This is a genomic window from Rhodobacter aestuarii (genome assembly GCF_900156655.1).
Classification (GTDB): Bacteria; Pseudomonadota; Alphaproteobacteria; order Rhodobacterales; family Rhodobacteraceae; genus Rhodobacter; species Rhodobacter aestuarii.
Genome location: NZ_FTOG01000001.1, coordinates 537,288 through 561,215, shown reverse-complemented (window position 1 = coordinate 561,215; position 23,928 = coordinate 537,288). Strand labels below are relative to the sequence as shown.

At 60.7% G+C, this 23,928-nt stretch carries 21 protein-coding genes; 12 read left to right on the top strand and 9 right to left on the bottom strand.

From position 1 onward, the window contains the following. The first annotated feature begins 26 nt into the window (after window positions 1-26). Together BW967_RS02575 and BW967_RS02570 are read left to right on the top strand one after the other, a co-directional pair. Window positions 27-1,346 (top strand): HlyC/CorC family transporter, encoded by a 1,320-nt coding sequence (locus BW967_RS02575; RefSeq protein ID WP_108188553.1) that lies wholly within the window; start codon window positions 27-29, stop codon window positions 1,344-1,346. 76 nt (window positions 1,347-1,422) lie between these two features. Next, complete coding sequence (locus BW967_RS02570) at window positions 1,423-1,956, top strand: hypothetical protein (RefSeq protein ID WP_076483444.1); 534 nt, start codon at window positions 1,423-1,425, stop codon at window positions 1,954-1,956. Window positions 1,957-2,028: 72 nt separating this feature from the next. Here the strand turns inward: BW967_RS02570 and BW967_RS02565 are convergent, their stop codons facing one another. The 6 genes from BW967_RS02565 to BW967_RS02540 all read right to left on the bottom strand — a co-directional run bounded on the left by BW967_RS02565 (window position 2,029) and on the right by BW967_RS02540 (window position 9,940). Further along, window positions 2,029-3,591: a trimethylamine methyltransferase family protein gene (locus BW967_RS02565; protein WP_076483443.1), complete on the bottom strand. Its 1,563-nt coding sequence runs from the start codon at window positions 3,589-3,591 to the stop codon at window positions 2,029-2,031. An 81-nt stretch (window positions 3,592-3,672) separates the two neighbouring features. Beyond that, window positions 3,673-4,758, bottom strand: a complete 1,086-nt coding sequence (locus BW967_RS02560) for an ABC transporter ATP-binding protein (protein ID WP_076483442.1) — start codon at window positions 4,756-4,758, stop codon at window positions 3,673-3,675. Next, a complete protein-coding gene (locus BW967_RS02555) occupies window positions 4,751-6,397 on the bottom strand; it encodes an alpha-glucosidase (protein WP_076483441.1) in 1,647 nt (548 codons plus the stop codon). The genes BW967_RS02560 and BW967_RS02555 overlap by 8 nt, the downstream gene beginning before the upstream one ends. Window positions 6,398-6,400: 3 nt before the next feature. Continuing rightward, window positions 6,401-7,534 (bottom strand): carbohydrate ABC transporter permease, encoded by a 1,134-nt coding sequence (locus tag BW967_RS02550; protein ID WP_076483440.1) that lies wholly within the window; start codon window positions 7,532-7,534, stop codon window positions 6,401-6,403. Continuing rightward, window positions 7,534-8,529: a carbohydrate ABC transporter permease gene (locus BW967_RS02545; RefSeq protein WP_076483439.1), complete on the bottom strand. Its 996-nt coding sequence runs from the start codon at window positions 8,527-8,529 to the stop codon at window positions 7,534-7,536. Before BW967_RS02545 ends, BW967_RS02550 begins: the two co-directional genes overlap by 1 nt. Window positions 8,530-8,587: 58 nt before the next feature. Further along, window positions 8,588-9,940: an ABC transporter substrate-binding protein gene (locus BW967_RS02540; protein WP_076483438.1), complete on the bottom strand. Its 1,353-nt coding sequence runs from the start codon at window positions 9,938-9,940 to the stop codon at window positions 8,588-8,590. A 279-nt stretch (window positions 9,941-10,219) separates the two neighbouring features. On the opposite strand from BW967_RS02540, the gene BW967_RS02535 reads away from it, so the two are divergent. The 10 genes from BW967_RS02535 to BW967_RS02490 all read left to right on the top strand — a co-directional run bounded on the left by BW967_RS02535 (window position 10,220) and on the right by BW967_RS02490 (window position 18,856). Further along, window positions 10,220-11,299: a LacI family DNA-binding transcriptional regulator gene (locus tag BW967_RS02535; protein ID WP_076483598.1), complete on the top strand. Its 1,080-nt coding sequence runs from the start codon at window positions 10,220-10,222 to the stop codon at window positions 11,297-11,299. Further along, window positions 11,296-12,624: a GH1 family beta-glucosidase gene (locus tag BW967_RS02530; RefSeq protein WP_076483437.1), complete on the top strand. Its 1,329-nt coding sequence runs from the start codon at window positions 11,296-11,298 to the stop codon at window positions 12,622-12,624. Before BW967_RS02535 ends, BW967_RS02530 begins: the two co-directional genes overlap by 4 nt. A gap of 1 nt (window position 12,625) precedes the next feature. After that, window positions 12,626-13,603 carry a glucokinase gene (locus BW967_RS02525; protein WP_108188554.1) on the top strand — a complete coding sequence of 326 codons (978 nt, stop codon included), beginning with the start codon at window positions 12,626-12,628 and terminating at the stop codon, window positions 13,601-13,603. A 180-nt stretch (window positions 13,604-13,783) separates the two neighbouring features. Then, on the top strand, window positions 13,784-14,059 hold the full coding sequence (locus BW967_RS02520) for an STAS domain-containing protein (RefSeq protein WP_076483436.1): 276 nt from the start codon (window positions 13,784-13,786) through the stop codon (window positions 14,057-14,059). Further along, a complete protein-coding gene (locus tag BW967_RS02515; protein ID WP_076483435.1) occupies window positions 14,056-14,421 on the top strand; it encodes a response regulator in 366 nt (121 codons plus the stop codon). Before BW967_RS02520 ends, BW967_RS02515 begins: the two co-directional genes overlap by 4 nt. Window positions 14,422-14,432: 11 nt before the next feature. Next, complete coding sequence (locus BW967_RS02510; protein WP_076483434.1) at window positions 14,433-16,739, top strand: chemotaxis protein CheA; 2,307 nt, start codon at window positions 14,433-14,435, stop codon at window positions 16,737-16,739. 5 nt (window positions 16,740-16,744) lie between these two features. Then, window positions 16,745-17,212 carry a chemotaxis protein CheW gene (locus BW967_RS02505; protein WP_076483433.1) on the top strand — a complete coding sequence of 156 codons (468 nt, stop codon included), beginning with the start codon at window positions 16,745-16,747 and terminating at the stop codon, window positions 17,210-17,212. Between the two features lie 5 nt (window positions 17,213-17,217). Continuing rightward, window positions 17,218-18,087, top strand: coding sequence for a CheR family methyltransferase (locus BW967_RS02500; protein WP_083951898.1), 870 nt, complete (start codon window positions 17,218-17,220; stop codon window positions 18,085-18,087). Next, a complete protein-coding gene (locus BW967_RS02495; RefSeq protein ID WP_076483431.1) occupies window positions 18,078-18,464 on the top strand; it encodes a response regulator in 387 nt (128 codons plus the stop codon). The genes BW967_RS02500 and BW967_RS02495 overlap by 10 nt, the downstream gene beginning before the upstream one ends. Beyond that, entirely contained in the window at window positions 18,461-18,856 is a 396-nt protein-coding gene (locus BW967_RS02490) for a hypothetical protein (RefSeq protein ID WP_076483430.1), read from the top strand. The genes BW967_RS02495 and BW967_RS02490 overlap by 4 nt, the downstream gene beginning before the upstream one ends. Window positions 18,857-19,069: 213 nt before the next feature. On the opposite strand, the gene BW967_RS02485 is transcribed toward BW967_RS02490, so the two are convergent. From BW967_RS02485 to BW967_RS02475, 3 genes are read right to left on the bottom strand one after another with little or no spacing between them, the layout of a single operon-like run. Continuing rightward, entirely contained in the window at window positions 19,070-19,594 is a 525-nt protein-coding gene (locus BW967_RS02485) for a chemotaxis protein CheD (protein WP_076483429.1), read from the bottom strand. Between the two features lie 4 nt (window positions 19,595-19,598). Further along, window positions 19,599-20,669 (bottom strand): protein-glutamate methylesterase/protein-glutamine glutaminase, encoded by a 1,071-nt coding sequence (locus tag BW967_RS02480; RefSeq protein ID WP_076483428.1) that lies wholly within the window; start codon window positions 20,667-20,669, stop codon window positions 19,599-19,601. A gap of 49 nt (window positions 20,670-20,718) precedes the next feature. Beyond that, entirely contained in the window at window positions 20,719-23,841 is a 3,123-nt protein-coding gene (locus BW967_RS02475) for a methyl-accepting chemotaxis protein (protein ID WP_076483427.1), read from the bottom strand. Window positions 23,842-23,928: the final 87 nt, after the last annotated feature.

Below are 23,928 nucleotides of genomic sequence, written 5' to 3'. Positions count from 1 at the left end.
CCTCAAACCCCCATTCTTTTGCGATCATGAGCGACATCACCGCCCTTCTCGACACCGCCTTCTGGCTCTCTGCCGCCGCCATCGTGATTTTGCTGGCGCTTTCGGGCTTTTTCTCCGGCTCTGAAACCGCGCTGACCGCTGCCTCGCGGCCCAAACTGCGCGCCCGCGCGGATAAGGGGGAAAAGGGGGCGGAACGCGCGCTGGAAATTACCGAAGACAACGAGCGGCTGATCGGCGCGCTGCTTTTGGGCAACAACGTCGTCAACATCCTTTCGGCCTCGCTCGCCACAGCACTTCTGACCCGGCTCTTTGGCCAATCGGGTGTGGCTTTGGCAACGCTCGTTATGACCACCTTGGTTTTGATCTTTTCGGAAGTTTTGCCAAAGACTTACGCCATCACCAATGCGGAAACCTTTGCCAGCGCCGTGGCCCGCCCGGTGGGGCTTTTGACCAAAATCTTGGCGCCCATCGTCAGCGTGGTGCGAATGATCGTGCGCGGGATCTTGTGGATCTTTGGTCTGCGCACCGATGCCAGCCAGCATATGTTCACCTTCCAAGATGAGATTGCAGGGGCCATTGCGCTCGGCGCCTCCGAAGGCGCGGTGGATAAAGACGACCGCGACCGGTTGCTTGGCGCGCTGGATCTGGGCAACCGCACGGTTGAGGAAATCATGCGCCACCGCAGCCAGGTGGAAATGATCGACGCCGAAGACGACCCGAATGAGGTGCTGGCCCAAGTGCTCGCCTCCTCCCACACCCGGCTGCCGATGTATAAGGGCGAGCGGGAAAATGTGGTGGGTATTTTGCATTCCAAAGACCTGTTGCGCGCGGTCGAACGCTTCTTGCGCTCAGGCGATGGCAAGCTCGATTCCGTCTCTGACCTTGATCTGATGAAAGTGGCGATGAAGCCCTATTTCATCCCCGAAACCACGCCGCTGGATGAGCAGATGCGCGAGTTTTTGAAGCGCCGCACCCATTTTGCGCTGGTGGTGGATGAATATGGCGATCTGAAGGGGCTTTTGACGCTTGAAGACATTCTCGAAGAGATCGTTGGCGAGATTTCGGACGAGTTTGACCCGAAAGGCGAGCGCCAGCTAAAGCCCACCGAAAACGGCGATTACCTTGTCGAAGGCGCGATGACGATCCGCGATCTCAACCGCGAAACCGATTGGTCCTTGCCTGATGACGAGGCGAATACCGTGGCGGGCTTGGTGATCCATGAGGCGCAAACGATCCCCGAGGTGGGGCAGGTTTTTGCCTTCCACGGCTTCCGTTTTGAGGTGGCTGGGCGCAAAGACAACCGCATCACGCAACTGAAAATCCGCCCGCTTTTGGCGCAGGAATAGGGCAAGCGCCCCTCTTGCAGGCCGGGGCGGTTTTGCGCCAGAAAGGCCGCCCAGCCCGCGCGGAAAGTCAAACGCCATGCCCCAAGCCGATTGTCTCAAGACCGATTGTTCCCAATGCGCCGCTTTGTGCTGCCTTGTGCTCGCCTTTGATCAGGGCAATGACTTCGCCTTTAGCAAGAACCCCTGCGAGCCCTGCCGGAACCTGTCGGGGCATCTTTGCGCGATCCATGATCGCCTGAATGAGGCGGGCATGCCCGGCTGCATCGCCTATGATTGTTTGGGTGCAGGCAACCGAGTGGTGCAAGAGGTCTTTGGCGGTCAGACATGGCAACAAGAGCCACGGCTGATGCGGGTGATGATGGAGGCGTTTTCGGCCATGCGCGAGGTGCACAAGCGCATTGATCTGCTGCGCGCGGCCGAAATGTTCCCGCTTGAACCGCATTCCGAACAAGAGCGCCGCGCCTTTCAAGACCGGCTGGAAAACCACCGCTGGAGCGGCACGGAACTCAACGAATTTGAGGCCGAGCTTGCGCTTGAAATCGACATGTTTCTTTACGGGATCAAAGATCACTTCCCGGTCGATATTTTGGCCAGCCTGAAGATGGGCTGACCAACCGCGTGCCCCAAAAGGAAAAGGCGCCCCTATTGGAGCGCCTTTCTTTATTCGCCTTGCAGCCTTGGCTTACATGAACGCATCCGGCTCAGCGGCTTTTTTCTTCGCGACATATTCGGCCAGGGCTTCATTGATACCCGGATCAATCGCCGGGGCTTGGTATTCGCCCAGCATTTTCTCAACCCGTTTTGCGGCGATCGTCATGGTGTCGCGCCCGCCTTCTTCGTCCCAAGTCTCGAACGGTTTGTAATCGAGCAGGTTGGTTTTCCAGAAGGCTTCTTTGAAGTTCGACTGGGTATGCGCGCAGCCCAAGAAGTGGCCACCCGGACCAACCTCGCGCAACGCATCCATCGCTTGGCCGTTTTCAGACATATCCACGCCCGCCGCCAAACGATGCAGCACGCCCAACTGGTCGGCATCCATGACGTATTTTTCGTAAGACGCCACCAGACCGCCTTCAAGCCAGCCGCAAGCGTGCAACATGAAGTTCACGCCCGACAACAGACCGATGTTGAGCGTGTTGGCGGTTTCGTAAGCGGCTTGCGCATCGGGCAGCTTCGAACCGTTGAACGAGCCCGCCGAGCGGTAGGGCAGCCCCATGCGGCGCGCCAATTGGCCCGCGCCAAGGGTGATTTGCGCAGCTTCCGGCGTGCCGAACGTGGGCGCGCCCGAGTTCATGTCGATCGAGGTCACGAAGGCCCCGAAAATCACCGGCGCGCCTTTGCGGATAAGCTGGCTGTAAGCCACGCCCACCATCACCTCGGCCAGAACTTGGGTCAGCGTGCCCGCAACAGAGACCGGCGCCATCGCGCCGCCCACGATGAAGGGCGAGATGATGCAGGCTTGGTTCGCCGCCGCATAGACCTCAAGCGCGTCCATCATGATCGGGTCGAAGGTGAGCGGCGAGTTGATGTTCACGAGCGAGGTCATCACCGTGTTCTGATCAACGAAGTCATCGCCAAAGAGGATCTTCGACATCTCGACCGAGTCGACGCAACGCGAACGCTCGGTAACCGACCCCATATAGGGTTTGTCCGAAAGCGTCATGTGCGAGAACAGCATATCCAGGTGGCGCTTGTTCACCGCCACATCGGTCGGTTCGCAAACGGTGCCGCCCGAATGGTGCACCCATTTCGACATTTGGCCGAGTTTCACGAAGTTGCGGAAATCGGTCAGGGTGGCGTAGCGGCGGCCACCGTGAATGTCACGCACGAAGGGCGGGCCGTAAACCGGTGCCAACACAAGGTTTTTGCCGCCGATGGTGACGTTACGCTCAGGATTGCGGGCGTGTTGCACAAAGCTCGAGGGCGCGGTTTTGCACAGTTCGCGCGCCAAGCCTTTGGGGAAGCGCACGCGCTCGCCTTGCACATCGGCCCCTGCTTCACGCCAACGATCGAGCGCAGCCGGGTTGTCAACGAAGTTGACGCCGATCTCTTCCAGCACCGTTTCGGCATTGGCTTCGATGATCGCCAACGCTTCTTCGTTCAGGATTTCCAGATTGGGAATGTTGCGCTCGATATAGCGCGCAAATTCGAATTTGACCGCCGTGCGCTCGGCACGACGCGCGGCACCGCCGCCCCCACGGGCCCGACGCCCGGCGCTTGCGGTTGGTTGTTCGACGACCTGATTCATCACGCTCTCCCCGACTCGGCCCTGAATGGCTTCGGAATCTTCTATCCGATGCGACTCTGTGCCCGTGCGCGGATTGCGACATCAGCGATAAAGAAGCGACTGTCCCGCGTGGAAGAGATGCACTTTTTCCGGCGCTGCGGTCAGCGTGACCTTGGCGCGGCGCAAATCGGCATGAATGCCGGGGAGTTTGGCAATCACATGCGGTGCGCCGGGTTCCGCCCCGAAATATAGGAGCGTCACCTCCCCCAAAGCTTCCACAATCTCCACCTTGCCGGTAAAAAGCCCCTGCCCTTCGGTGCGGGTCAAATCTTCGGGCCGCACGCCGATATTGACGACCAGCCCCATATCCTCAGGCCGGGTCGGCACGGTCGAGCGCGCCGTGCCACCATCCGCGAGCTTGACCGTGGTCACATCGCCCGTTTCCACCACCCTGCCGGGCAAAAGGTTCATTTGCGGCGAGCCGATGAATTGCGCGACAAATTCATTTTGCGGGCGCTCATAGAGTTCGAGCGGCGTGCCCACTTGCGCAATGCCTTTATTGGCCAGCACAACAATGCGCGAGGCCAGCGTCATCGCCTCCACCTGATCATGGGTGACATAGATCATCGTGCGGTCAGGCATCGCTTCTTTGAGTTGCGCAATCTCAATCCGCGTTGCCACGCGCAAGGCGGCATCAAGGTTCGAGAGCGGCTCATCGAACAGATAGACCTTCGGGTCGCGCACAATCGCCCGCCCAATCGCGACCCGTTGCCGCTGCCCGCCCGAAAGCGCCTTCGGCAAACGGTCAAGATAGGGCGTGAGTTGCAAGATTTCGGCGGCCTTATTCACTGCCGCGTCAATCTCTGCGCGCGATTTCTTGGCGATTTTGAGCGCGAATTCCATGTTCTGGCGCACCGTCATATGCGGGTAAAGCGCGTAAGACTGAAACACCATCGCAATGCCGCGCTGTGCGGGCGGCATATCGTTGACCCGCACGCCATCAATCGTCAGATCGCCGCCGGTGATCCGCTCAAGCCCCGCGATCATCCGCAACAGCGTGGATTTTCCGCAGCCCGAGGGGCCGACGAAAACGATCAGCTCGCCCGCTTTGATCTCTAGGTTGATGTCGCGCAGAACATCGACCTCGCCGTAAGATTTTGCAACGCCCGTAAGCGTTAGGTCAGCCATCACGGCCTCCTTGATTGAGCTTGAGGAGCGAGGGCTGCCACGGCCCCAAATGCAAAGTGTGGTCGGGCATCGGCCGGATTGAGCCCAACTCGCCGCCAATCGTCACCCAATCGCCCGCGGGCACAGTGGTATCGACCGGGTGATCCGAGAGGTTGAAGAAGCACAAGATTTCTTCTTCATCACAAATCCGGTGGAAACTCAGCACATCCCCATGCGCCCAGATATGGGTCATGCTGCCCGCCTTCAGCGCCGGGTGATGGTGGCGGAAGGCGATCGCGCGGCGGTAATGGTGGATGAGCGCAGCCGGGTCGGTTTCAACCGCATCGGGGGCGAGATGGTAATGGACCGAGGGCACCGGCAGCCACGGTTTGGACGAAGAAAACCCGCCATAAGCGGCGTCTTTATGCCAGACCATCGGCGTGCGGCAACCATCGCGGCCTTTGAACTCGGGCCAGAACTGGATGCCATACGGGTCTTGCAGATCGTCATAGGCGAGATCCGCCTCTGGCAGCCCCAATTCCTCCCCTTGATAGAGGCAGATAGAGCCCTTCAGGCACATCAACAGCGTCGTGTAAACTCTTGAGGAGGCAGGATTAAGCCCCCAACGCGAGATATGGCGCACGACATCGTGGTTGGAATAGGCCCAACAGGCCCAGCCTTCGCCCGCGACGCGCTCCAAATGCTCAAAGGTGTCTTTGATGAACCCCGCTTTCAGCGGTTCATGGCCCGAAAGCAGCTCGAACGCGTAAGACATCTGCATCTTGTCTTCGCCCGAGGTGTATTCGCCCAAAATCTCTAGCCCGCGCTGGCTGTCGCCCACCTCGCCCACAGCCGCCGCGTTATAGCCGTTCATCAGTGTGCGCAGCTTGCGCAGAAACTCCACATTGCGGGGGTGGTTCTTGTCGTAGATGTGGCGCTGGTGGTTGTAGGGGTTCACCTTGGGCGCGGTTTGATCGTTGCGCTCTGCCGGCGGCAGCGCCGGGTTATCGCGCAACTCCTCATCATGCATGTAGAAATTGATCGTATCGAGGCGGAAGCCATCCACCCCGCGATCAAGCCAAAACTTCGCCACGCTCAGCAATTCCTGCTGCACCTCGGTGCAGTGGAAATTGAGGTCGGGTTGCGCCACCAAGAAGTTGTGCAGATAGTATTGTTCGCGCCGCGAGTCCCATTGCCACGCCGGGCCACCAAAGATTGAGAGCCAGTTGTTGGGCGGCGTGCCATCGGGTTTTGGGTCGGCCCAAACATACCAATCGGCTTTCGCATTATCGCGGCTATCACGGCTTTCTTTGAACCACGGATGCTGGTCTGAGGTATGCGAAAGCACCAAATCAATCAGCACTTTCAGCCCCAAAGCATGGGCCGTGGCGATCACTTGGTCGAAATCCGCCAAAGAGCCAAACATCGGGTCCACATCGCAATAATCGGCGATGTCATAGCCGAAATCTTTCATCGGCGAGGTGAAGAAGGGCGAAATCCAGACCGCATCGGCGCCAAGGCTCGCCACATGCGGCAGGCGCTGCACGATCCCCAGCAAATCGCCCACGCCGTCGCCATTCGTGTCTTGGAACGAGCGCGGGTAGATCTGATAGATCACCGCGCCGCGCCACCAGTCAGGAGATTTGTTGAGCAAGTTCATGGATTATCCGCCTTTCACCGAGCCAGCCAGAAGGCCGCGTACAAGGTATTTCTGAAGCGCAAAGAAGACGAGAAGCGGCACCGCAATCGACACAAAGGCCGAGGCTGCCAGAATTTCCCAATCGCCCCCGCGCGAGCCCAAAAGTTCGCGCAACACCCCCGTCATGACAAGCTGATCGGGGCGGTTGCCTAGAAAAACGGTGGCGACAAGCAGATCGTTCCACACCCAAAGGAACTGAAAGATCGCAAAAGAGGCAAGTGCCGGGAAAGAGAGCGGCAGAATGATGCGCCGGAAGATCTGAAATTCGGTCGCGCCATCGACGCGCGCACTTTCAATAATCTCTTTTGGCAGGCCGACCATGTAGTTGCGCAAAAGGTAGATGGCGAGCGGCAGGCCAAAGCCCGTATGCGCCAGCCAAATGCCCAAATAGCCTTTGCCAAGGCCGATCTCATTGTGGAACCGCAAGAGCGGAATGAGCGAAAGTTGCAGCGGCACGACCAAAAGCCCCACCACAGCCGCCACCAAAAGCGCGCGGCCCGGAAACTGCATCCATGCCAGCGCATAGGCGGCAAAGGCGGCGATCAAAATCGGAATCACAGTCGCCGGGATGGTGACGGTCATTGTGTTTAGGAACGCGCGCCCAAGCCCCTCTGCTCCGATCACGCGGGCATAATTGTCGGTGGTGAAGCGCGGCGGCGTGGTGGTGGTGATGAAAATCCGCATCCCGCGCGTATTGGTGAATTCTTGCGGGGCGGTGAGCCGATAGCCGCCATCGGGGGCGACGGTAATCACCTCACCGTCTTTTAGATCAACCGTTTCGCCCGGCGCATAAGCCTCTGGCGCGCGGGAAGATGTGCCCCAGCGCTCCAACCCCTGCCCCGGTTCCAGCACGTTCCCCTCAATCACCCAAAGGCCGTTTTCTTGGAACTGATCTTGCGCCGTGCCCGCGCGCACGAAACTTGAGATCGTGGCCGGGAAGGCCGCGCGCCACCAGCCCGAGGCGGTGATTTGATCGCGGTCGCGGAAGGACGAGACCAAGAGCCCAATCGTCGGCACGACCCATAAAATCACCAAGACGGCCGCCGCCAGATTAACCGCCCAAACCAGCCGCGCGCGGGTGCCTGCAATGTTGTCCATCAGGCCATCTCCTTGCGGGCATTGCGAATATTCCAGATCATGATCGGCGTAACGAGCGCCATGATCACCAGTGCGATCGCCGAACCACGGCCATAATCGGGCGCGCCGCGGAACATCCAATTATACATCATATTGGCGAGCACCTGCGTGCCCCATTCGCCATTGGTCATCACAAAGACAATGTCGAAGACCTTGAGCACGGTGATCGTGATCGTGGTCCAAACAACCGCAATCGTGCCCCAGATTTGCGGCACTTTGATACGGAAGAACAACTGCCACGGGTTCGCCCCATCCAAGATCGCCGCTTCAATCGTTTCTTCAGGGATGCCCCGCAGCGCGGCCGACAAAATCACCATCGCAAAGCCGGTTTGAATCCAGATCAGCACGATCATCAGGAAGAAATTGTTCCAAAACGGCACCGTCAGCCATGTTTCGGGGCTGTTGCCCAAAGACACCCAGATCGCGTTCAAAAGCCCGATCTGCTCTTGGCCTTCTGCGCGGTAATCATAGACAAATTTCCAAATCACCCCGGCGCCGACGAAAGAAATGGCCATCGGCATGAAGATCATGGATTTGGCGAAATTACCCCATTTGATCCGGTCGGTGATTTGCGCAGCGATCAGCCCAAAGAAGGTGGAGGCCGCCGGCACCACCAAAAGCCACATCAGGTTGTTAAAGATCGACTCGCGGAATTTCGCGTCTGAGAGCAGCCAGTTGTAATTGGCAAAGCCGACAAAGGCTTTCGCATCGCTGTCTTGAAAGCTCATCAGCGTGGATTTGAAGACCGGATAAACAAGATAGACGCCTAAAAACAAGATTGCCGGGCCGATGAAGAGCCAAGGCCGGATCATATTGGCGCGCAAGATATTGCGGCCAATATTGGGGCCGCGCGGGGGGTAGAGCGTATCGAGCACGAAATTCGCGCCCCAAAACCACGCCACGCAGGCAAAGACCCCGGTCAGAATCGTGCCGCCTGCCAGCATCAGCTGTTCCATTCACCCCTCCCCGGTCGTGGTCGCCCGCCCAAGCCAGCGCCCGGGCGGGCGGGGCCGCTTATTGCAGCGTGTCCCATGTCGCTTGAATTTGCGCGCCCACGTCTGCGGCGGGTTTACCGCCCGCATAATCGACCATCCCGGTCCAGAAGGCGCCCGCGCCAATTGCTCCCGGCATCAGGTCGGAACCATCAAAGCGGAAGGTCGTGGCATCCAGCAGGATAGCGCCCATTTTCGCAAGTGTTTCATCGCCATAGAGCTCGGTGTTCACAGCTTTATAGGGCGTAACAAAGCCCTTTTGCGCCATCCAAACCTCATGCGCGATTGGGCTTTCGAGGAAGGTGATGAACGCATCGCCCGCCGGATTGTCGGTCAGCTTGGCAAACATCGTCCCCGCGCCCAAAACCGGCTGGCCGAGGTCTTTTTCCGCGTAAACCGGGAAGTAGAAGAAATCGGCATCTTCACCGACCACCACGCCTTCGGGGAAGAAGGAGGGGATGAAGCTGGCCTGACGGTGCAGGTAGCATTGCGGCGGCGAGGTAAAAAGGCCTTTGGGGCTGTCACGGAAGTCGGTCGTGGCCACAGCACCCGCGCCGCCCGCCACATAGGCATCATTGCGGGCAAACCAGCCAAAATCTTCAATCGCGGCAATCACTTTCGGATCGTCGAATTTGAGCGTGTTGGCGACCCAAGCATCATAATCGGCGGGGGTGTTGAGCCGCAGCATGAAATCTTCGACCCAATCGGTCGCGGGCCAACCCGTCGCGCCGCCAGAGCCCAAGCCAATGCACCATGGCGTGCCGCCATCGGCCACGATCTGTTCGGTGAGCGCTTTCAACTCTTCCATCGTTTGCGGTACTTCATAGCCCGCATCTTCAAAGTTTTCAGGCACATACCAGACAAGCGATTTTACATCCGCCTTGAACGGGAAAGCGTATTGATGCGCCACGCCATCGGGGCCCATGTAGTTGCCATAAGCGGCCCAACTATCACCCGCGGCGTAATTCGCCTTGATCCAGTCTCCTGTGCCCTCGGCCAGCGGCACAAGGCGGCCCTTTTTGGCCAAGTCGCCCGCCAGACCGGGTTGCGGGAAAACGGCCACATCTGGCGGGCTACCGCCCTCGGCATCAATGACGATCTGTTGCTCGAAACTGTCCGAGCCGGAATAAACCACATTTGCCCCGGTCGCGGCTTCAAAATAGGCGATCACGCTTTCAAACAGATCCTTATCCGGCCCGAGCCACGGCCCCAAAACGGTCAGCGTTTGGCCCGACAAATCCATCTGTTGCAGCGCCTCGTAAGAGGCCCAATTGAACCGCGCATCCGCGCCGGGGGCAAATTTGAGATCTTGCGCCAAAGCGCCAGAAGCAGTGAGCGCAGCCAACGCCACGCCCAGATACAAATGTTTCGACATTCAGTCCTCCCGAGACCGAGCCAAAGGCCCTTTTGACCCACAGGCGCCTTGATCCACGGGGAAAATCCGACTCGCCCCAAAGCGCTTTGGATGGCCGAGCGTCCCGCAATGGGGGGCGAAAGTCAACCGCACCGCGGGGGCAAAACACTTGGAAATCCTCAAAAATGCTGCACGCGCAGCACGGCGGCCCCGCCCGCAGCGCGCATTGACGCCCCCGTAGCCACGGCGTATCGTGATCCAATTCAAACCGCTTTGAATGCGGCGCCCGGGACGGATGCCATGAACCTGAAAGACCTTGCCGATCTGCTGGGGCTCTCGCCCACCACGGTGAGCCGGGCGCTCAACGGCTTTCCCGAGGTGGCGGAGGCCACGCGCAAGCGGGTCGAGGAGGCGGCGCAACTGCACCATTACCGCCCCAACACACAGGCCAAGCGGCTCGCCACAGGCCGCGCGATGGCGATTGGCCATGTCATTCCGCTGTGCAGCCAGCATGAGATTGTGAACCCGGTTTTTGCCGATTTCATCGCCGGTGCAGGCGAGGTTTACGCGCGCGAAGGCTATGACATGGTGCTGATTTCGGTCCCGGTCGAAGATCACGCGCAGGCCTATCGGGAGTTGCGCGCAAAACGCAATGTCGATGGGGTGATTGTCCATGCGCCGCGCGCGGGTGATGGGCGGATTGCGCTTTTGCACGAGCTTGGCTTGCCCTTTGTCGTGCATGGCCGCGCCTCTGGCGTGGATTTGCCCTATGCCTATGTGGATGTGAACAATGCCCGCGCCTTTGAACGCGCGACGAATTTTTTGCTCGACCTTGGCCATCGCCGGATTGCGCTTTTGAATGGGGTCGAGGGGATGGATTTCGCCCTGCGTCGCCAGCGCGGGTTTGCGCGGGCCTTTGCCGCGCGGGGGCTAGAACCCGACCCAAGCCTGATGATCGCCGGTGAGATGACAGAGGCGCAGGGTCATGATGCGGCTTGCGACATGCTGCGCCGCGCCGACCCGCCCACCGCGTTTATCACCGCCTCGCTGCTGTCGGCTGTCGGCGTGCGGCGGGGTTTGTGGGAATTGGGGTTGCGCATGGGGCGCGATGTCTCGATTTTGACCCATGATGATGAGCTTGGATATTTCCGCAATGGTGCCGAAGAGCCGATTTTCACCGCCACCCGCGCCTCGGTGCGCGAAGCCGGGCGGCGCTGTGCCAGCCTCTTGCTCGATATGATCGCCACACCAGATATGGCCACAGACATGGCTCCGGCCACCCAATTGATGGAAGCGGTTTTGGTGCTGGGGGCCTCCACCGGCCCTGCCCCCGACCGCTCTGTTCCTCCCATGACGACCGCTCAAGGATTGCCCCTATGACTGCCCTGCCCCCCCGTTCCACCTTTCCGCGCGGATTTAAGTTCGGCATGGCGACCTCCTCTTACCAAATCGAGGGGCATGCCGCGGGCGGTGCGGGGCCAACGCATTGGGACACATTCGCCGCCACACCGGGCAATGTCGTCCGGGCAGAAAATGGCGCGCGGGCCTGCGATCATTACCACCTGTGGGAACAAGATCTGGATCTGGTCGCTGCGGCGGGCTTTGATATTTATCGCTTTTCCACCTCTTGGGCGCGGGTTCTGCCCGAGGGGCGCGGCACGGTGAATATGAAGGGGCTCGATTTTTACGACCGTCTGGTGGATGGGATGCTGGAACGCGGACTGAAACCCGCGATGACGCTTTACCATTGGGAACTGCCCGCGGCGCTGGCCGACAAAGGCGGCTGGCGCAACCGCGATATTTCGCGCTGGTTTGCCGATTTCGCGCAGGTGATCGCGGTGCGGCTCGGCGACCGGATTTGGTCCACCGCGCCGATCAACGAGCCGTGGTGCGTGAGCTGGCTAAGCCATTTTCTTGGCCATCATGCGCCGGGGCTGCGCGACATTCGTGCCGCCGCCCGCGCCATGCATCACGTGCTTTTAGCGCATGGCCGCGCCACCAAAGTGCTCCGCATCGCGGGGATGAAAAACCTCGGCGCCGTGTGCAATTTTGAAACCGCGCTGCCCGCAGACCCATCGCCCTTTACCCAAGCCGCAGCAACACGTTACGACGCGATCTACAACCGCTTCTTCATTGAGGCGATGTTCAAAGGCCGCTACCCGGCCGAGGCGCTTGAGGGCCTTGAGCCCTATCTACCCGAGGGGTGGGAGGATGATTTTGCCACCATCGCGCAACCGCTCGATTGGTTTGGGGTGAATTATTACACCTGCAAACGTATTGCGCCCGATGATGGCCCTTGGCCCGCCTTGCAAGAAATTCCCGGCCCGCTGCCCAAAACCGAAATGGGTTGGGAAATCCGCCCAGAAGGGCTGACCGAATTCCTGACCCGGATTGCGCACGATTACACTGGCAAGCTGCCGCTTTATGTCACCGAAAACGGCATGGCCGCGCCGGACCGGCTCGAAAACGGTGCCTGCGACGACCAAGATCGCATCGCTTATTATGCCGCCCATCTGGACGCCTGCCGCAAAGCGATTGCCTCAGGCGTGCCGCTCAAAGGCTATATGGCGTGGTCTGCGATGGACAATTATGAATGGGCCTTGGGCTATGCGAAGCGCTTCGGATTGATCCATGTCGATTTCGAAAGCTTGCAGCGCACCCCGAAGGCGTCTTATCACGCCTTTAAACAGGCTTTGGAGCGCTAACATGATCTCGTCCTCCCCCAACCGCTACACGCTTTTGGCCGATATTGGTGGAACGAACACGCGCGTGGCGCTGGCGGATCATGGACGGCTGCTGCCCGAAACGATCAAACGCTATGCCAATGCGGGCCGCCCGGCGCTGGAACCGATCTTGGCGGACTATATGGACACCGAGGGCGTGCGCGATCTGGCCGGCGCCTGCGTCGCTGTTGCGGGGCCGGTGCGCGATGGCGTGGCGCATATGACGAACCTCTCTTGGGTGATCAAAGGCAGCGCAATCGCCGAGGTCACCAAAGCCGAAACTGTTGCCGTTCTCAATGACTTGCAAGCCCAAGGTCATGCGCTTGGCTACCTTGCTGAGGGGGCTGTGCGCGATGTGGTTGCCGGGGCAGAAGCGCTGCCCGGCTCCAGCCAATTGGTGGTGGGCGTCGGCACCGGCTTTAACGCGGCACCGGTGCATGAAGCGCCGGGCGGGCGGATCGTGGCGGCCTCTGAATGCGGCCATGTTACTTTGCCAACCGTCACTGATGAAGACATTCGCTTGATGCGCTTTGTCGAAGAAGTGCACGGCTTTGCGGCGGTGGAAGACGTGCTATCGGGGCGCGGGCTGGAACGGGTTTTTGCCTTTGTCGCGCGCGAAGCGGGGCAAGAAAAAACGCTGTCTGCCGCGCAAGTGATGGAAGAAATTACCGCGCGCACGCCGCTCGGCTGTGAAACCGCGCGCATTTTCATTCGGCTTTTGGGCGCAGTGGTGGGCGATTTGGCACTGATTCACCTGCCCTTTGGCGGCATTCATCTGTGTGGCGGCGTGGCGCGCGCTTTTGCGCCGCTGTTGGACGAATTCGGTTTTGCCGCGGCTTTACGCGCCAAAGGCCGCTTTGCAGAGTTCCTAGAAGCCTTCCCGGTGCGGGTGATCGAAGATGATTACGCCGCGCTATCGGGCTGCGCAGCCTATATTCACGCCCGCGCCCCCCAACTTTAAGCGCGTTATTGCCCGAAAATTAGCCGCCATACCAAGGGACGGCACACACTCTTCCATCGGGGTGTGAAATTCCCTTTCGCGTCAAGTCAATCTTAACCCGCAGCGGCTAAGCCTCTTTCATGCAGGAATGAAAGGGGAACGCGTGATCCTTTTCCAAAACCATATCTTTGCGGGGTCGTGATGCAGACCATTACCCTCGCCCCCCGGCTCGATCTTTCGCAGGTCCGCCCGCTCGCAACTACGCTGCGGGAGGCCTCTGGAACCGACCTTGTTATCGATGCGTCCGGTGTCACCCATCTGGGTGGGCTGGCGTTTCAAGTCATCGCCTCGGCCGCAAAAGATGCGCAGGCCGCTGGCACCTCGTTCACCATCACCCCGCGGTCCGAAGCTTTTGAGCAAGCTCTTGAGTTGTTTGGTCTTGTCCCCGCGGATCTGCAAACCGGAGAGGCCGCATGAGCCTGACTGTTCTGGCCGTCGATGACAGCCGCACCATCCGCGACATGCTCAAGCTTGCCCTGAGCGAAGCGGGGATCACTCTGCACCTTGCCGAAGACGGCGTGCATGGGCTGGAAGTGCTCGAGGGTATTGCCCCGGATGCGATCATTTCCGACATCAACATGCCGCGTCTTGATGGCTTTGGCTTCATTGAGGCGGTGCGCCAACAAGACAAGCACCGGGGCACCCCGATCTTGGTGCTCACCACCGAATCTGCCCCCGAGCTGAAAGCTCGCGCGCGTGCCGCTGGCGCGACGGGATGGATCGTAAAACCGTTTGACCCGCCGAAGCTGGTCAAAGCGCTGCAGATGGTCGCCGGTTAAGGAGAATACCCATGGCAACGGACCCGATGGCAGAAATCCGGGCCAGTTTCTTCGTAGAATGCGAAGAATTGCTCGAAAGCCTGCAAGATGCCCTGTCCGATATGGACGAAGGCAGTCACGATAACGAGACGATCAACGTCGTCTTCCGCGCGGTCCATTCCATTAAGGGGGGGGCCGGGGCCTTTGGGCTGAATGCCCTTGTGGCTTTTGCCCACCGCTATGAAACCGTCATGGACGAAGTGCGCTGCGGGCGTATGGAGATCACGCCCGAAGCGATGAAGCTGTTTTTCCAAGCAGCGGACTTCTTGCAAGACCATGTTCGGGCTGCGCGCGATGGCGCCCCGCCGCCTGACGGATCGGAGCCTTGCCTGGTCGCGCTGGAAGCGCTGATGGGTGGCGCACCGGTTGTAGAAGAAGTCGAGGAAGTCACCGACTTCCAACCGATGGGGTTGAGCTTCGATTTCGGCCCCGCCGATGAAGAAACAACGCCGAGCCAGCCGGTCTGGACGGTGCGGTTTAAACCGACCGCTGCGCTTTATGCCTCGGGCAATGAGCCGCTGCATCTGCTGCGCGCGCTCGCCAAACTTGGCACCTGCACGACGCGGTGCGAGACGGACGATCTGCCGAGCCTTGAAGAGCTTGATCCCGAAGGCGCCTATGTCACTTGGGTGGTCGAGATCACCGGGGACGTGACCGATTTTGATATTCGCGAAGTTTTTGATTTCGTGGAAGATGTCTGCGAACTGGAGATCACCAGTGGCGGCGCCGATGCCGCTGTAGGTGGGTTCGATCTGCCCCCGTTGGATGGGCTGGAGGGCGCCGATCCGTTGAGCGCCGACCCTTTTGCCGGGACGCCGGGCTCGGAACCGATGCTGGAACTGCCGAGTGATCTGCCCGGCATGCCCGCGCCGACCCCGGTGGCAGCCCCACCGCAAAACCCCTCGGCCCTTGAAATGAACAACCCGCCCTCACTGAACGAGCTTTCGGCCACGCCCGCGCCGACCGAGGCCCCGATTGCCGCGGCCGCCCCTGCGCCCGCTCCGGCAGCGAGCACGGGTCCCGGCGCCTCTGTGCCTTCGGGCAACCCGCCGGCTGCGAAGGAAAACAGTTCCGAGCCGTCCGCCACGGTGCGGGTGGATCTGGACCGGATCGACCGGCTGGTAAACCTTGTGGGCGAGCTGGTGATCAACCAAGCGATGCTTGCACAAAGCGTGGCCGAAGCCGGGCTGCCGCCGAACTCGGCGGTGATGACCGGGCTTGAAGCCTTCATGATGCTGACCCGCGATATTCAGGACAGCGTGATGATGATCCGCGCGCAGCCTGTGAAACCGCTGTTCCAGCGCATGGGCCGGATTGTCCGCGAAGCCTCCTCTGCCGTGGGCAAAGACGTGCGCTTGCGCACCGAAGGCGAAACGACCGAGGTCGATAAAACGGTGATCGAACGGCTCGCTGATCCGCTGACCCATATGATTCGGAACTCGGTCGACCATGGTCTGGAAACGCCGGACAAACGCGAAGCTGCGGGCAAAACGCGTGAAGGGGTGATCACCCTTTCGGCGCAACACCGCTCGGGCCGCGTGGTGATTGAAATCACCGATGACGGCGCCGGGATCAACCGCCCGAAAGTGCGCGCCAAAGCGATTGAGAAAGGTTTGATCGCACCGGATGCGCAGCTGTCCGATAGCGAAATTGACAACCTTCTGTTCCTCCCCGGCTTCTCGACCGCCGATCAGGTCTCGGCGCTTTCGGGCCGTGGCGTGGGTATGGATGTGGTGCGTCAGGCGATCCAAGGCCTTGGTGGCCGGATCACCATTCACTCGGAACCCGGCAAAGGCACGCGCTTCTCGATCTCGCTGCCGCTCACCCTCGCCGTACTTGATGGCATGGTGGTGAATGTCGCCAATGAAACGCTGGTCGTGCCGCTCTCGTCGATCCTTGAGACCGCCACGCTCACCGATGATGACATCCGTGCGCTTGGGCCCAATACCAACGTGATCCATGTCCGGGGCGCCTTTGTGCCGCTTTACGACCTGGGAGCCGAACTGGGCTACCGCGCACCGATGGAAAGCTATGCGGGCGGCATCGTTCTGCTCACCGCACAGGAAAATGGCACCCGCTCGGCACTGGTGGTCGATTCGATCCTCGAACAGCGCCAAGTGGTCATCAAAGGGCTGCAACGCAGCTACGGCCATATCCCCGGCGTCGCCGCCGCTACCATCCTCGGCGATGGTCAGATCGCTCTGATCCTCGACCCCGCCGATCTTGTCTCTAACGCTTCTGGTCGTACCCGGAGCCAAAGCTTCGCTCTTGCAGGATAACCGTCATGGAACTGGAAAAAAGCTCGCAAAACTCTTCCGAACTTGAACTTCTGTCGTTCCGGCTTGCGGACGAAGAATACTCGGTCGACATCATGTCGGTGCGCGAAATCCGCGGTTGGACCCGCGCGACGCCGCTGCCGCATGCGCCCTACCACGTGCGGGGCGTGATCAACCTGCGCGGCACGGTGCTGCCGGTGGTGGATCTTTCGGTGCGTCTGGGCATGGAGCCGGTCGAAGGGGATGCCCGCAACGTGATCATCGTTGTGCAGGTGGGCAGCCAAACGGCGGGGCTGCTGGTCAACGCGGTGTCCGATATTCTGGCGCTGCCGCGCACCGAACTGCAACCGCCGCCGGAACTGGCTGCGGATGCCGCGCACAGCTTTATCGAAGCGCTCACCATCGTCGATGGTCGCATGATCCGTGTCCTTGATCTTTCCGCCGTCCTGCCGGACGACAATGTCGAGGCCGCATGACCAACATGAGCCCCCTTCCCATTGGCGGCACGGCCACGCCAAACGAGGCCGAGCTCGGCACGATCGCGCGGGTTCTTTATGAACACGCCGGGATCGTCCTTGCACCGGGCAAAGCCTCGATGGTGCAATCGCGCCTCGGCAAGCGGCTACGTGCCCTTGGGCTGAAAGATTATGCCAGCTATATCAAGCTGGTCACCTCGGATGCGGGGCAGGAAGAACGGCGCGAGATGATCTCGGCGCTGACCACCAACGTCACCAACTTCTTCCGCGAGAACCACCATTTCGAGACCCTGCGGAGCACCACGCTGCCGCCGCTTTTGGAAAAGGCGCGCGCTGGCAAGAAGGTGCGGATCTGGTCGGCCGGCTGCTCGAACGGGCAAGAAGCCTTCACCATTGCGATGGTGCTGTCCGATATGGCGCAGGATCTTGCGAAGCTCGATATTCGCATTCTGGCCACCGATATCGACCCGCGCATGGTCGAGCGGGGGCGGGAATCGCTTTACGATGTGGGCGCGCTGAACTCGATCCCGCAGGCGATGCAACGCTTTGTGAAACCCGAACCGGGCGGGGTGCGGGTCATTGAGCCGCTGCGCCAACTGGTCAGCTTCAAAGAGCTGAACCTGCATCAGAACTGGCCGATGAAAGGGCAGTTCGACATCATCTTCTGCCGCAACGTGGTGATCTATTTCAGCCCCGAAGATCAGCTGAAACTTTGGCGCCGCTTTGAGGCGCAGCTTGCGCCGGGCGGCTGGCTCTTTGTCGGCCATTCGGAACGCGTGCCGCTTGACGGCAATACGGCGCTTACCACCGCCGGCATCACGACTTATCGGCTGCCCGAAACGGCAGGCCTGAACGGAGGCCCAAAATGGCACTGAGAGACCAATTGCGGATCATGGTGGTGGATGACATGTCCACCTCGCGCGGTCTGATCACCCAGGCACTCGATGCGATGGGAATCCGTCAGGTGGGCTATGCCACCGACGGCCCCGGCGCGCTGCAAATCCTTGAAAAGACGCCGGTTCACCTGGTGATTTCGGATTACAACATGCCGGGGATGGACGGGCTGCAGCTCTTGCATGCTTTGCGCACGAACCAACGCACCAAGGGTTTGGGGTTCATCCTGATCACCGGTCGCGCCGATCGTGAGATCATCGAGAATGGCAAACGTCTGGGGATGAACAACTTCCTCAAAAAGCCCTTCACGCCGCAAGAACTCAAAGCCTGCATCGAGCAAGTGGTGGGGCGGATATGATCAATCTGCCCCACGATCTCATGGCCCAAGCCATCGAGCGCAGAGATCTGCCGCTTGATGCGCTGGCGGCGCGTGTGGGCGACGAGCTTGACACGCTGGCGCGGCTGTCGGCAGAGGTGCAACGCGCGCTGTCGATGTGCCATTTCGCGGAACATACCGATATTGAGGCGATCCGGGGCCTGCAAGGCATCGACCGGATCACCCAAGCGCTTGAGGATCTGGGGCGGCTGATGGCAGCGGTCTCGACCGAAATGCCGCAAGATGTCAAACTGCATGCGGTGCCGCTTCTGTCGCGGCTGCGGCTGCATGAACTGGTCAATAATCTCGACCCTGAGCAGGCCCGGCACACCGCCCCGGTCGAGGAAGAGGTCGGGGACATCCAATGGTTCTGACACCGCCGAAATAACCCGCCGTCTGGCCCTGTGCCGACGGCGGCTTTCTTATGTCTTCCATAACCCCGGGCGCTGCCCGGTTTTTTTTGGTCTTCACTCTGAACTGGCACGGCGCATGGTTCGGCCCGCCCGATCAGGCGCGGGATCGGCGCGCCACCGATGCAAAAGGCCGCCCCGAAGGGCGACCCATCCAAATCAGATTGCAAGCGCAGCTCAGAAGAGTTCGAGCCCGCCCCCGACCGGTGCGGCCGGCATTTTCGGCGGCGGCGCCTCGACCACTTGGGTTTCGCCCAACAGCCGTTGCCGCGCGCGCCCGCTGCCCGGCCAGAACTCGACCCGACGCGCCTGCGTACCGCCAAGGCTTTGACCGGTGCATTCAATCGCCTCGCGGCGCAGGAAGTCGAGCACGAAACTCGCGTTCTTCGCACCCACATCCGAAAGACCCGCGATCATCCGCCCGCCGCCAAACACCTTGGCCTTCAGCCGCGACCGGTTCGCGCCCTCCTTGATCAGCGCGTTGATCAACAGCTCCATCGCGTTCACACCAAAGCGCGCCGAATTGAGCGATGCGCCCGCGCCATCGGGCAACAGGAAGTGGTTCATGCCACCAACCTGTGCCTGCTCGTCATAAAGACAGGTCGCCACGCAAGAGCCAAGGATCGTCGAGATCGAGGCATCTGGGCCGCGCGCCGTTGCGTATTCGCCCTGCGCGATATGATGGGGTTTATGTCCTGCCATGATCTCAGGCCCTCCTGACCGAACTGAATTTCATGGCGCTGCTACCACTGCCACTACCGCTACCACTGCACAAACCGAGTACCTTTCCCGCCATCTGTCCGATGGGAACCGCTTGTTCCGCAGCCCCCAGTTCAAGCGCCGCACGCGGCATACCAAAAACAACACTGCTTGCTTCATCTTGCGCCAAGCAGCGCGCGCCCGCTTGGCGCAACCGCACCATCGCTTCGGCGCCATCTTTCCCCATGCCCGTCAACATCACGCCAACGCAGCGCTTGCCCATCGGCACGGCGCTGTCAAAGAGCACCTCGACCGAGGGCCGGTGCCCATTGCGCTTTTCGGTGTTGAGCAGGCGGCATTTCGGCCGATCGGCACCCCCTGCGACGGCAAGGTGATACTCGCCGCCCGGCGCCAGATAGACATTGCCCGGCAAGAGCGGCGCGCCCTCTGTGGCAAGCGCCACATGCGGCTGCATCTTGCTTTCCAAGCGCCGCGCGAAAGAGGCCAAGAACCCCTCCGGCATGTGCTGGGTGATCAGCGTCGGCGGGCAGTTGCGCGGGTAAGACGACAAGAAGGTCTCAAGCGCATCCACGCCTCCTGTCGAGGAGCCGATCAGCACATATTTTCCGTTCCAGTTGAACGCCGTGGCAGACGGCGAAATTTGCGCGCGCGGCCCGGTGCGCAACCGCGCATTGGCCGCCGCCACCAACAGATCGGGCAGGTTGAAGAACGTATCCGACAGCCGGTCAAAACTCGGTTTGCCGATACATTCCACCGCGCCCAGCGACAAAGCCTCCAGCGCGGCGGCCGAGCCCTTTTGCGTTTCGGTGGAGATCATCACCACCGGCATCGGCCGTAACCGCATCAGCTTTTCAAGGAATTCAAGGCCGTTCATGCGCGGCATCTCGACATCCAGCGTCAGCACATCGGGCAGCAGGGCTTTGATCTTTTCGCGCGCATCAAACGGGTCGCACGCCTCGCCCACCACCACAAGCCGAGGATCCTGCGCAAGATGGTTGCGCAGCAGAGCCCGGATGGTCGGGGAGTCATCCACAATCAGGACGCGTTTCGGGGTCATGGGCTCCCTCGATCTATGTTGGTTTTATTTTTCAATTGGTTGCGCCTTCTCAGAAATCTTCCCAATCGCTCACCTCGGGTTTGAGTGCGAGCGCGCCCGCACTGCGCGGCACGGGGGCGGCCGCTGGCGCGGGCTTGGGTTTGGCGGGCGGCGCGGCTTTTGCCGCCGGTTTTGCCGGGACCGCGACGGGTTTGCTCACAGGCGTCGGCGCGGGCGCCGGAGCCGGCATCGGCTCGGCCATTTTGGCTGCCGAAGGCACATCGGCATCAAAGCGCGCGGTGGTCGTGGTCAGCAATTGCACCCCACGGCTGAGCGCCTGCGCAGCCGCCGTCGTTTCTTCAAACATCGCAGCGTTTTGTTGGGTCACCTGATCCAACTGGATCATCGCATTGTTGATCTCGCTCAGGCCCGCCGATTGCTCGCGCGCGGAACTGGCAATGCCCGACATCCGGCCCGCAATCTCGTTGACGGACACCAAAATACCTTGCAGCGCTTGGCCGGTTTCGCCCACCAAATCCACACCGCGCCGCACGTTTTCAGACGAGGTGGAAATCAGCGTATCAATCTCGCGCGCGGCATCCGACGAGCGCTGTGCGAGCGCCCGCACCTCAGAGGCGACCACGGCAAAGCCACGCCCGGCCTCGCCCGCCCGCGCGGCTTCCACACCCGCGTTCAACGCCAAAAGGTTCGTTTGGAAGGCAATGTCTTCGATCACCGAAATGATGCGCGAGATTTGTTCGGAGCTTTGCGAGATTTCGCCCATCGCGGTGACGGCTTGCTGCACCACTTGGCCCGAGCTTTCCGCCCCCGCACGCGCGCGTTCCACCATCTGATCGGCTTCGGAAATCCCCGCACTTGCGGCGCCGACCGAAGAGGTCAGCTGATCGAGCGCCGTCACCGTTTCGGCCAAAGTGCCCGCTTGCTTTTCGGTGCGCTGGCTCAGATCGGCCGCGGCATTATTGATCTCGCTCACTTCGCTATCAATCGAATGGGCGCATTCGATCACCACCGCCATCGCATCGGCCAAGGTGCTGGCCGCATTGTTGAAATCGGTGCGAAGCTGTTCGTATTCTTCCGGGAATTTGGTCTCGATCCGGCTTTTCAGATCACCGCGCGCCAGATGCTCCAGCCCCACGCGCAGCCCTTCCACCACGGCGCGCTGGCCCACCAGCATCGCCTCGGCCCGCGCCTGCGCCTCGGCCAAAGCCGCCTGCGCTTGGGTGATGTCATTGCCAATGAGCACGATCTTCAGCATCGCCCCTTCGCGGTCCGGCACTGGGGTCACGCTGCCCTCGGCCACCACGCGGCACCCATTCGCGCCTTGCAGCACGAAGCGGCCAATCACCGGCTCAAGACGTTCGAGGCGGCTCCAGAAACCGGCCAGATCGCCCTCGCCCTCAATCAACCCGGCATGGTCGCGCCCGATCAGCCCCTCGGCGCTTTCGCCAAGCGCGCTCAGGATATTGTCATTGCCGCGCGTCACCCGGCCATCGGGCGAAAACTCGACCATCAACTGCGTGGAATCGAGCGCATTGAGCAGCGCGCGCGTCATCCGCAATTCGGTCACATCGCGCCATTCGACGACATAGCCCATCAAGGTGCCATCGGCGGCCCGAATTTCAGAAAAATCAACGCCAAAGCGCCCTTCGCCCACGGCCACATCTTGGTGGAACGGCAGTTTGGACGGATCGGCCAGCCGCGCCTCAATTTCTGGCGTCATCGGGTAGAGCTGGCTAAGCGAGACACCCATCAGCAGGTCCGGATCAAGCCCCGGAGCACGCCCCCGAAAGTCTTCGATTTTTTGCGAGACAAGCTTGCTCAGCGCCGCATTGGCAAAGCAGATCGACAGATCCGGCGCGACCACCATCAGCGCGGCAGAGGAGTTTTGGAACGCCGTGCCTTGAATTGTGGCCGCGCGCCGGGTTTCGTGGCTGGCCGCCAAATCATCCCGCAAACCTTCGACCGCTTTCGCGATCTCGCCCAATTCGTCGCCACGCTCGGTTGCGGGCACGGTGATGCTATGATCGCCCCCCGCAATGCGGCCAACCGATTGCGCCACACAATGCATCGGCAGCGCAATGCCGCGCGCCATCCATGCCGACATCCCCGCCAACAAAGCAATCAGCCAAGTTGCGTTGAGCAATTGCTTCCGCGCGAGCTTGCGCGCGGGGGCGACCACTTCGGCAGCATCTTGCTCCACCACCACGCCCATCGCACGGCCAAAAAGCGTCGCTGGCGCGTAGACCCCGGCAACGGTTTTGCCGGTCAGCCCCTTGTAGGTTGCGCGCCCGGTCTCGCCGCCCAACACGGCCGCAGATGCGGTATTGGAGAGCACCGTCCCCGCCTCGGGGCCGCCGGGCATCCGCAGCGGGCTTTGCAACTGCCCCTGCGCATCCAGCACATAAGCCTGCCCCGTGTCGCCAAGCGAACGCGGCATCGTCATCACCGCGCCAACACGATCCAACCGCGCCGCAAAGGCCAAAACGCCAAGCGCCACACCTTGTTCAGAGTGCATCACCTGCGCAAGATAGATCCCCCGGCTTCCATCGGACAAAGGAACGAAATCCGACACCGCCGCCGCGCCAGAGGCATCGGCCATCGCCTGCGCCACCGTGGTGGCAAGCGGACCCGTGGCTTGGGTCGGATCATTCAAATTGGCTGCAAATTCATCGCCCTTACGCAGCGAATAAAGCACATGGCCCGTGACATCGATGAAATAGAGGTCTTGCAGGTCTTTTTCCTGCGCCAGCGTCACAAGCCCCGGATGGGCACGCCGATGCACGATCCCGAAATCATTGATATCGCATGCAAAATCAAGCTTCCAACGCTCTTGCGGCGGATTCGGATTGCCCTCAACCCAAGAGGCTCGCAGGCTTTGCGCGGCCTCTTCGCCAAGCATCTTCCAACCATTGGTGAAATCGCGCACCAAGCGCTGCATCCCGGGGTTTGCCGCTTGCGAGGTCAGTTCCGACTGCGTCTGACCGGCCCATTGCTCCAGCGCCTGCACACGAGATTCTAGTGTGCGTTCAAGGCGTTGGCTTGCTTCTTCTTCCAAAAGCGCGCGCGCTTCACGATAAGAGGAAACCCCCATCACCGTCAGCGCGACCATCGCAATGGCCACAAGCATCAGCGGAAGTTTCAACCCCAAAGAGAGGCGCTTACGAAAGATCATGCCAGTTCTCCATCCCCCCCGGAAACGGGGCGACATTGCAGCTGTGCCTAGGTCACAGCCCGCAACATGGACGGAACTTTTGAAGAT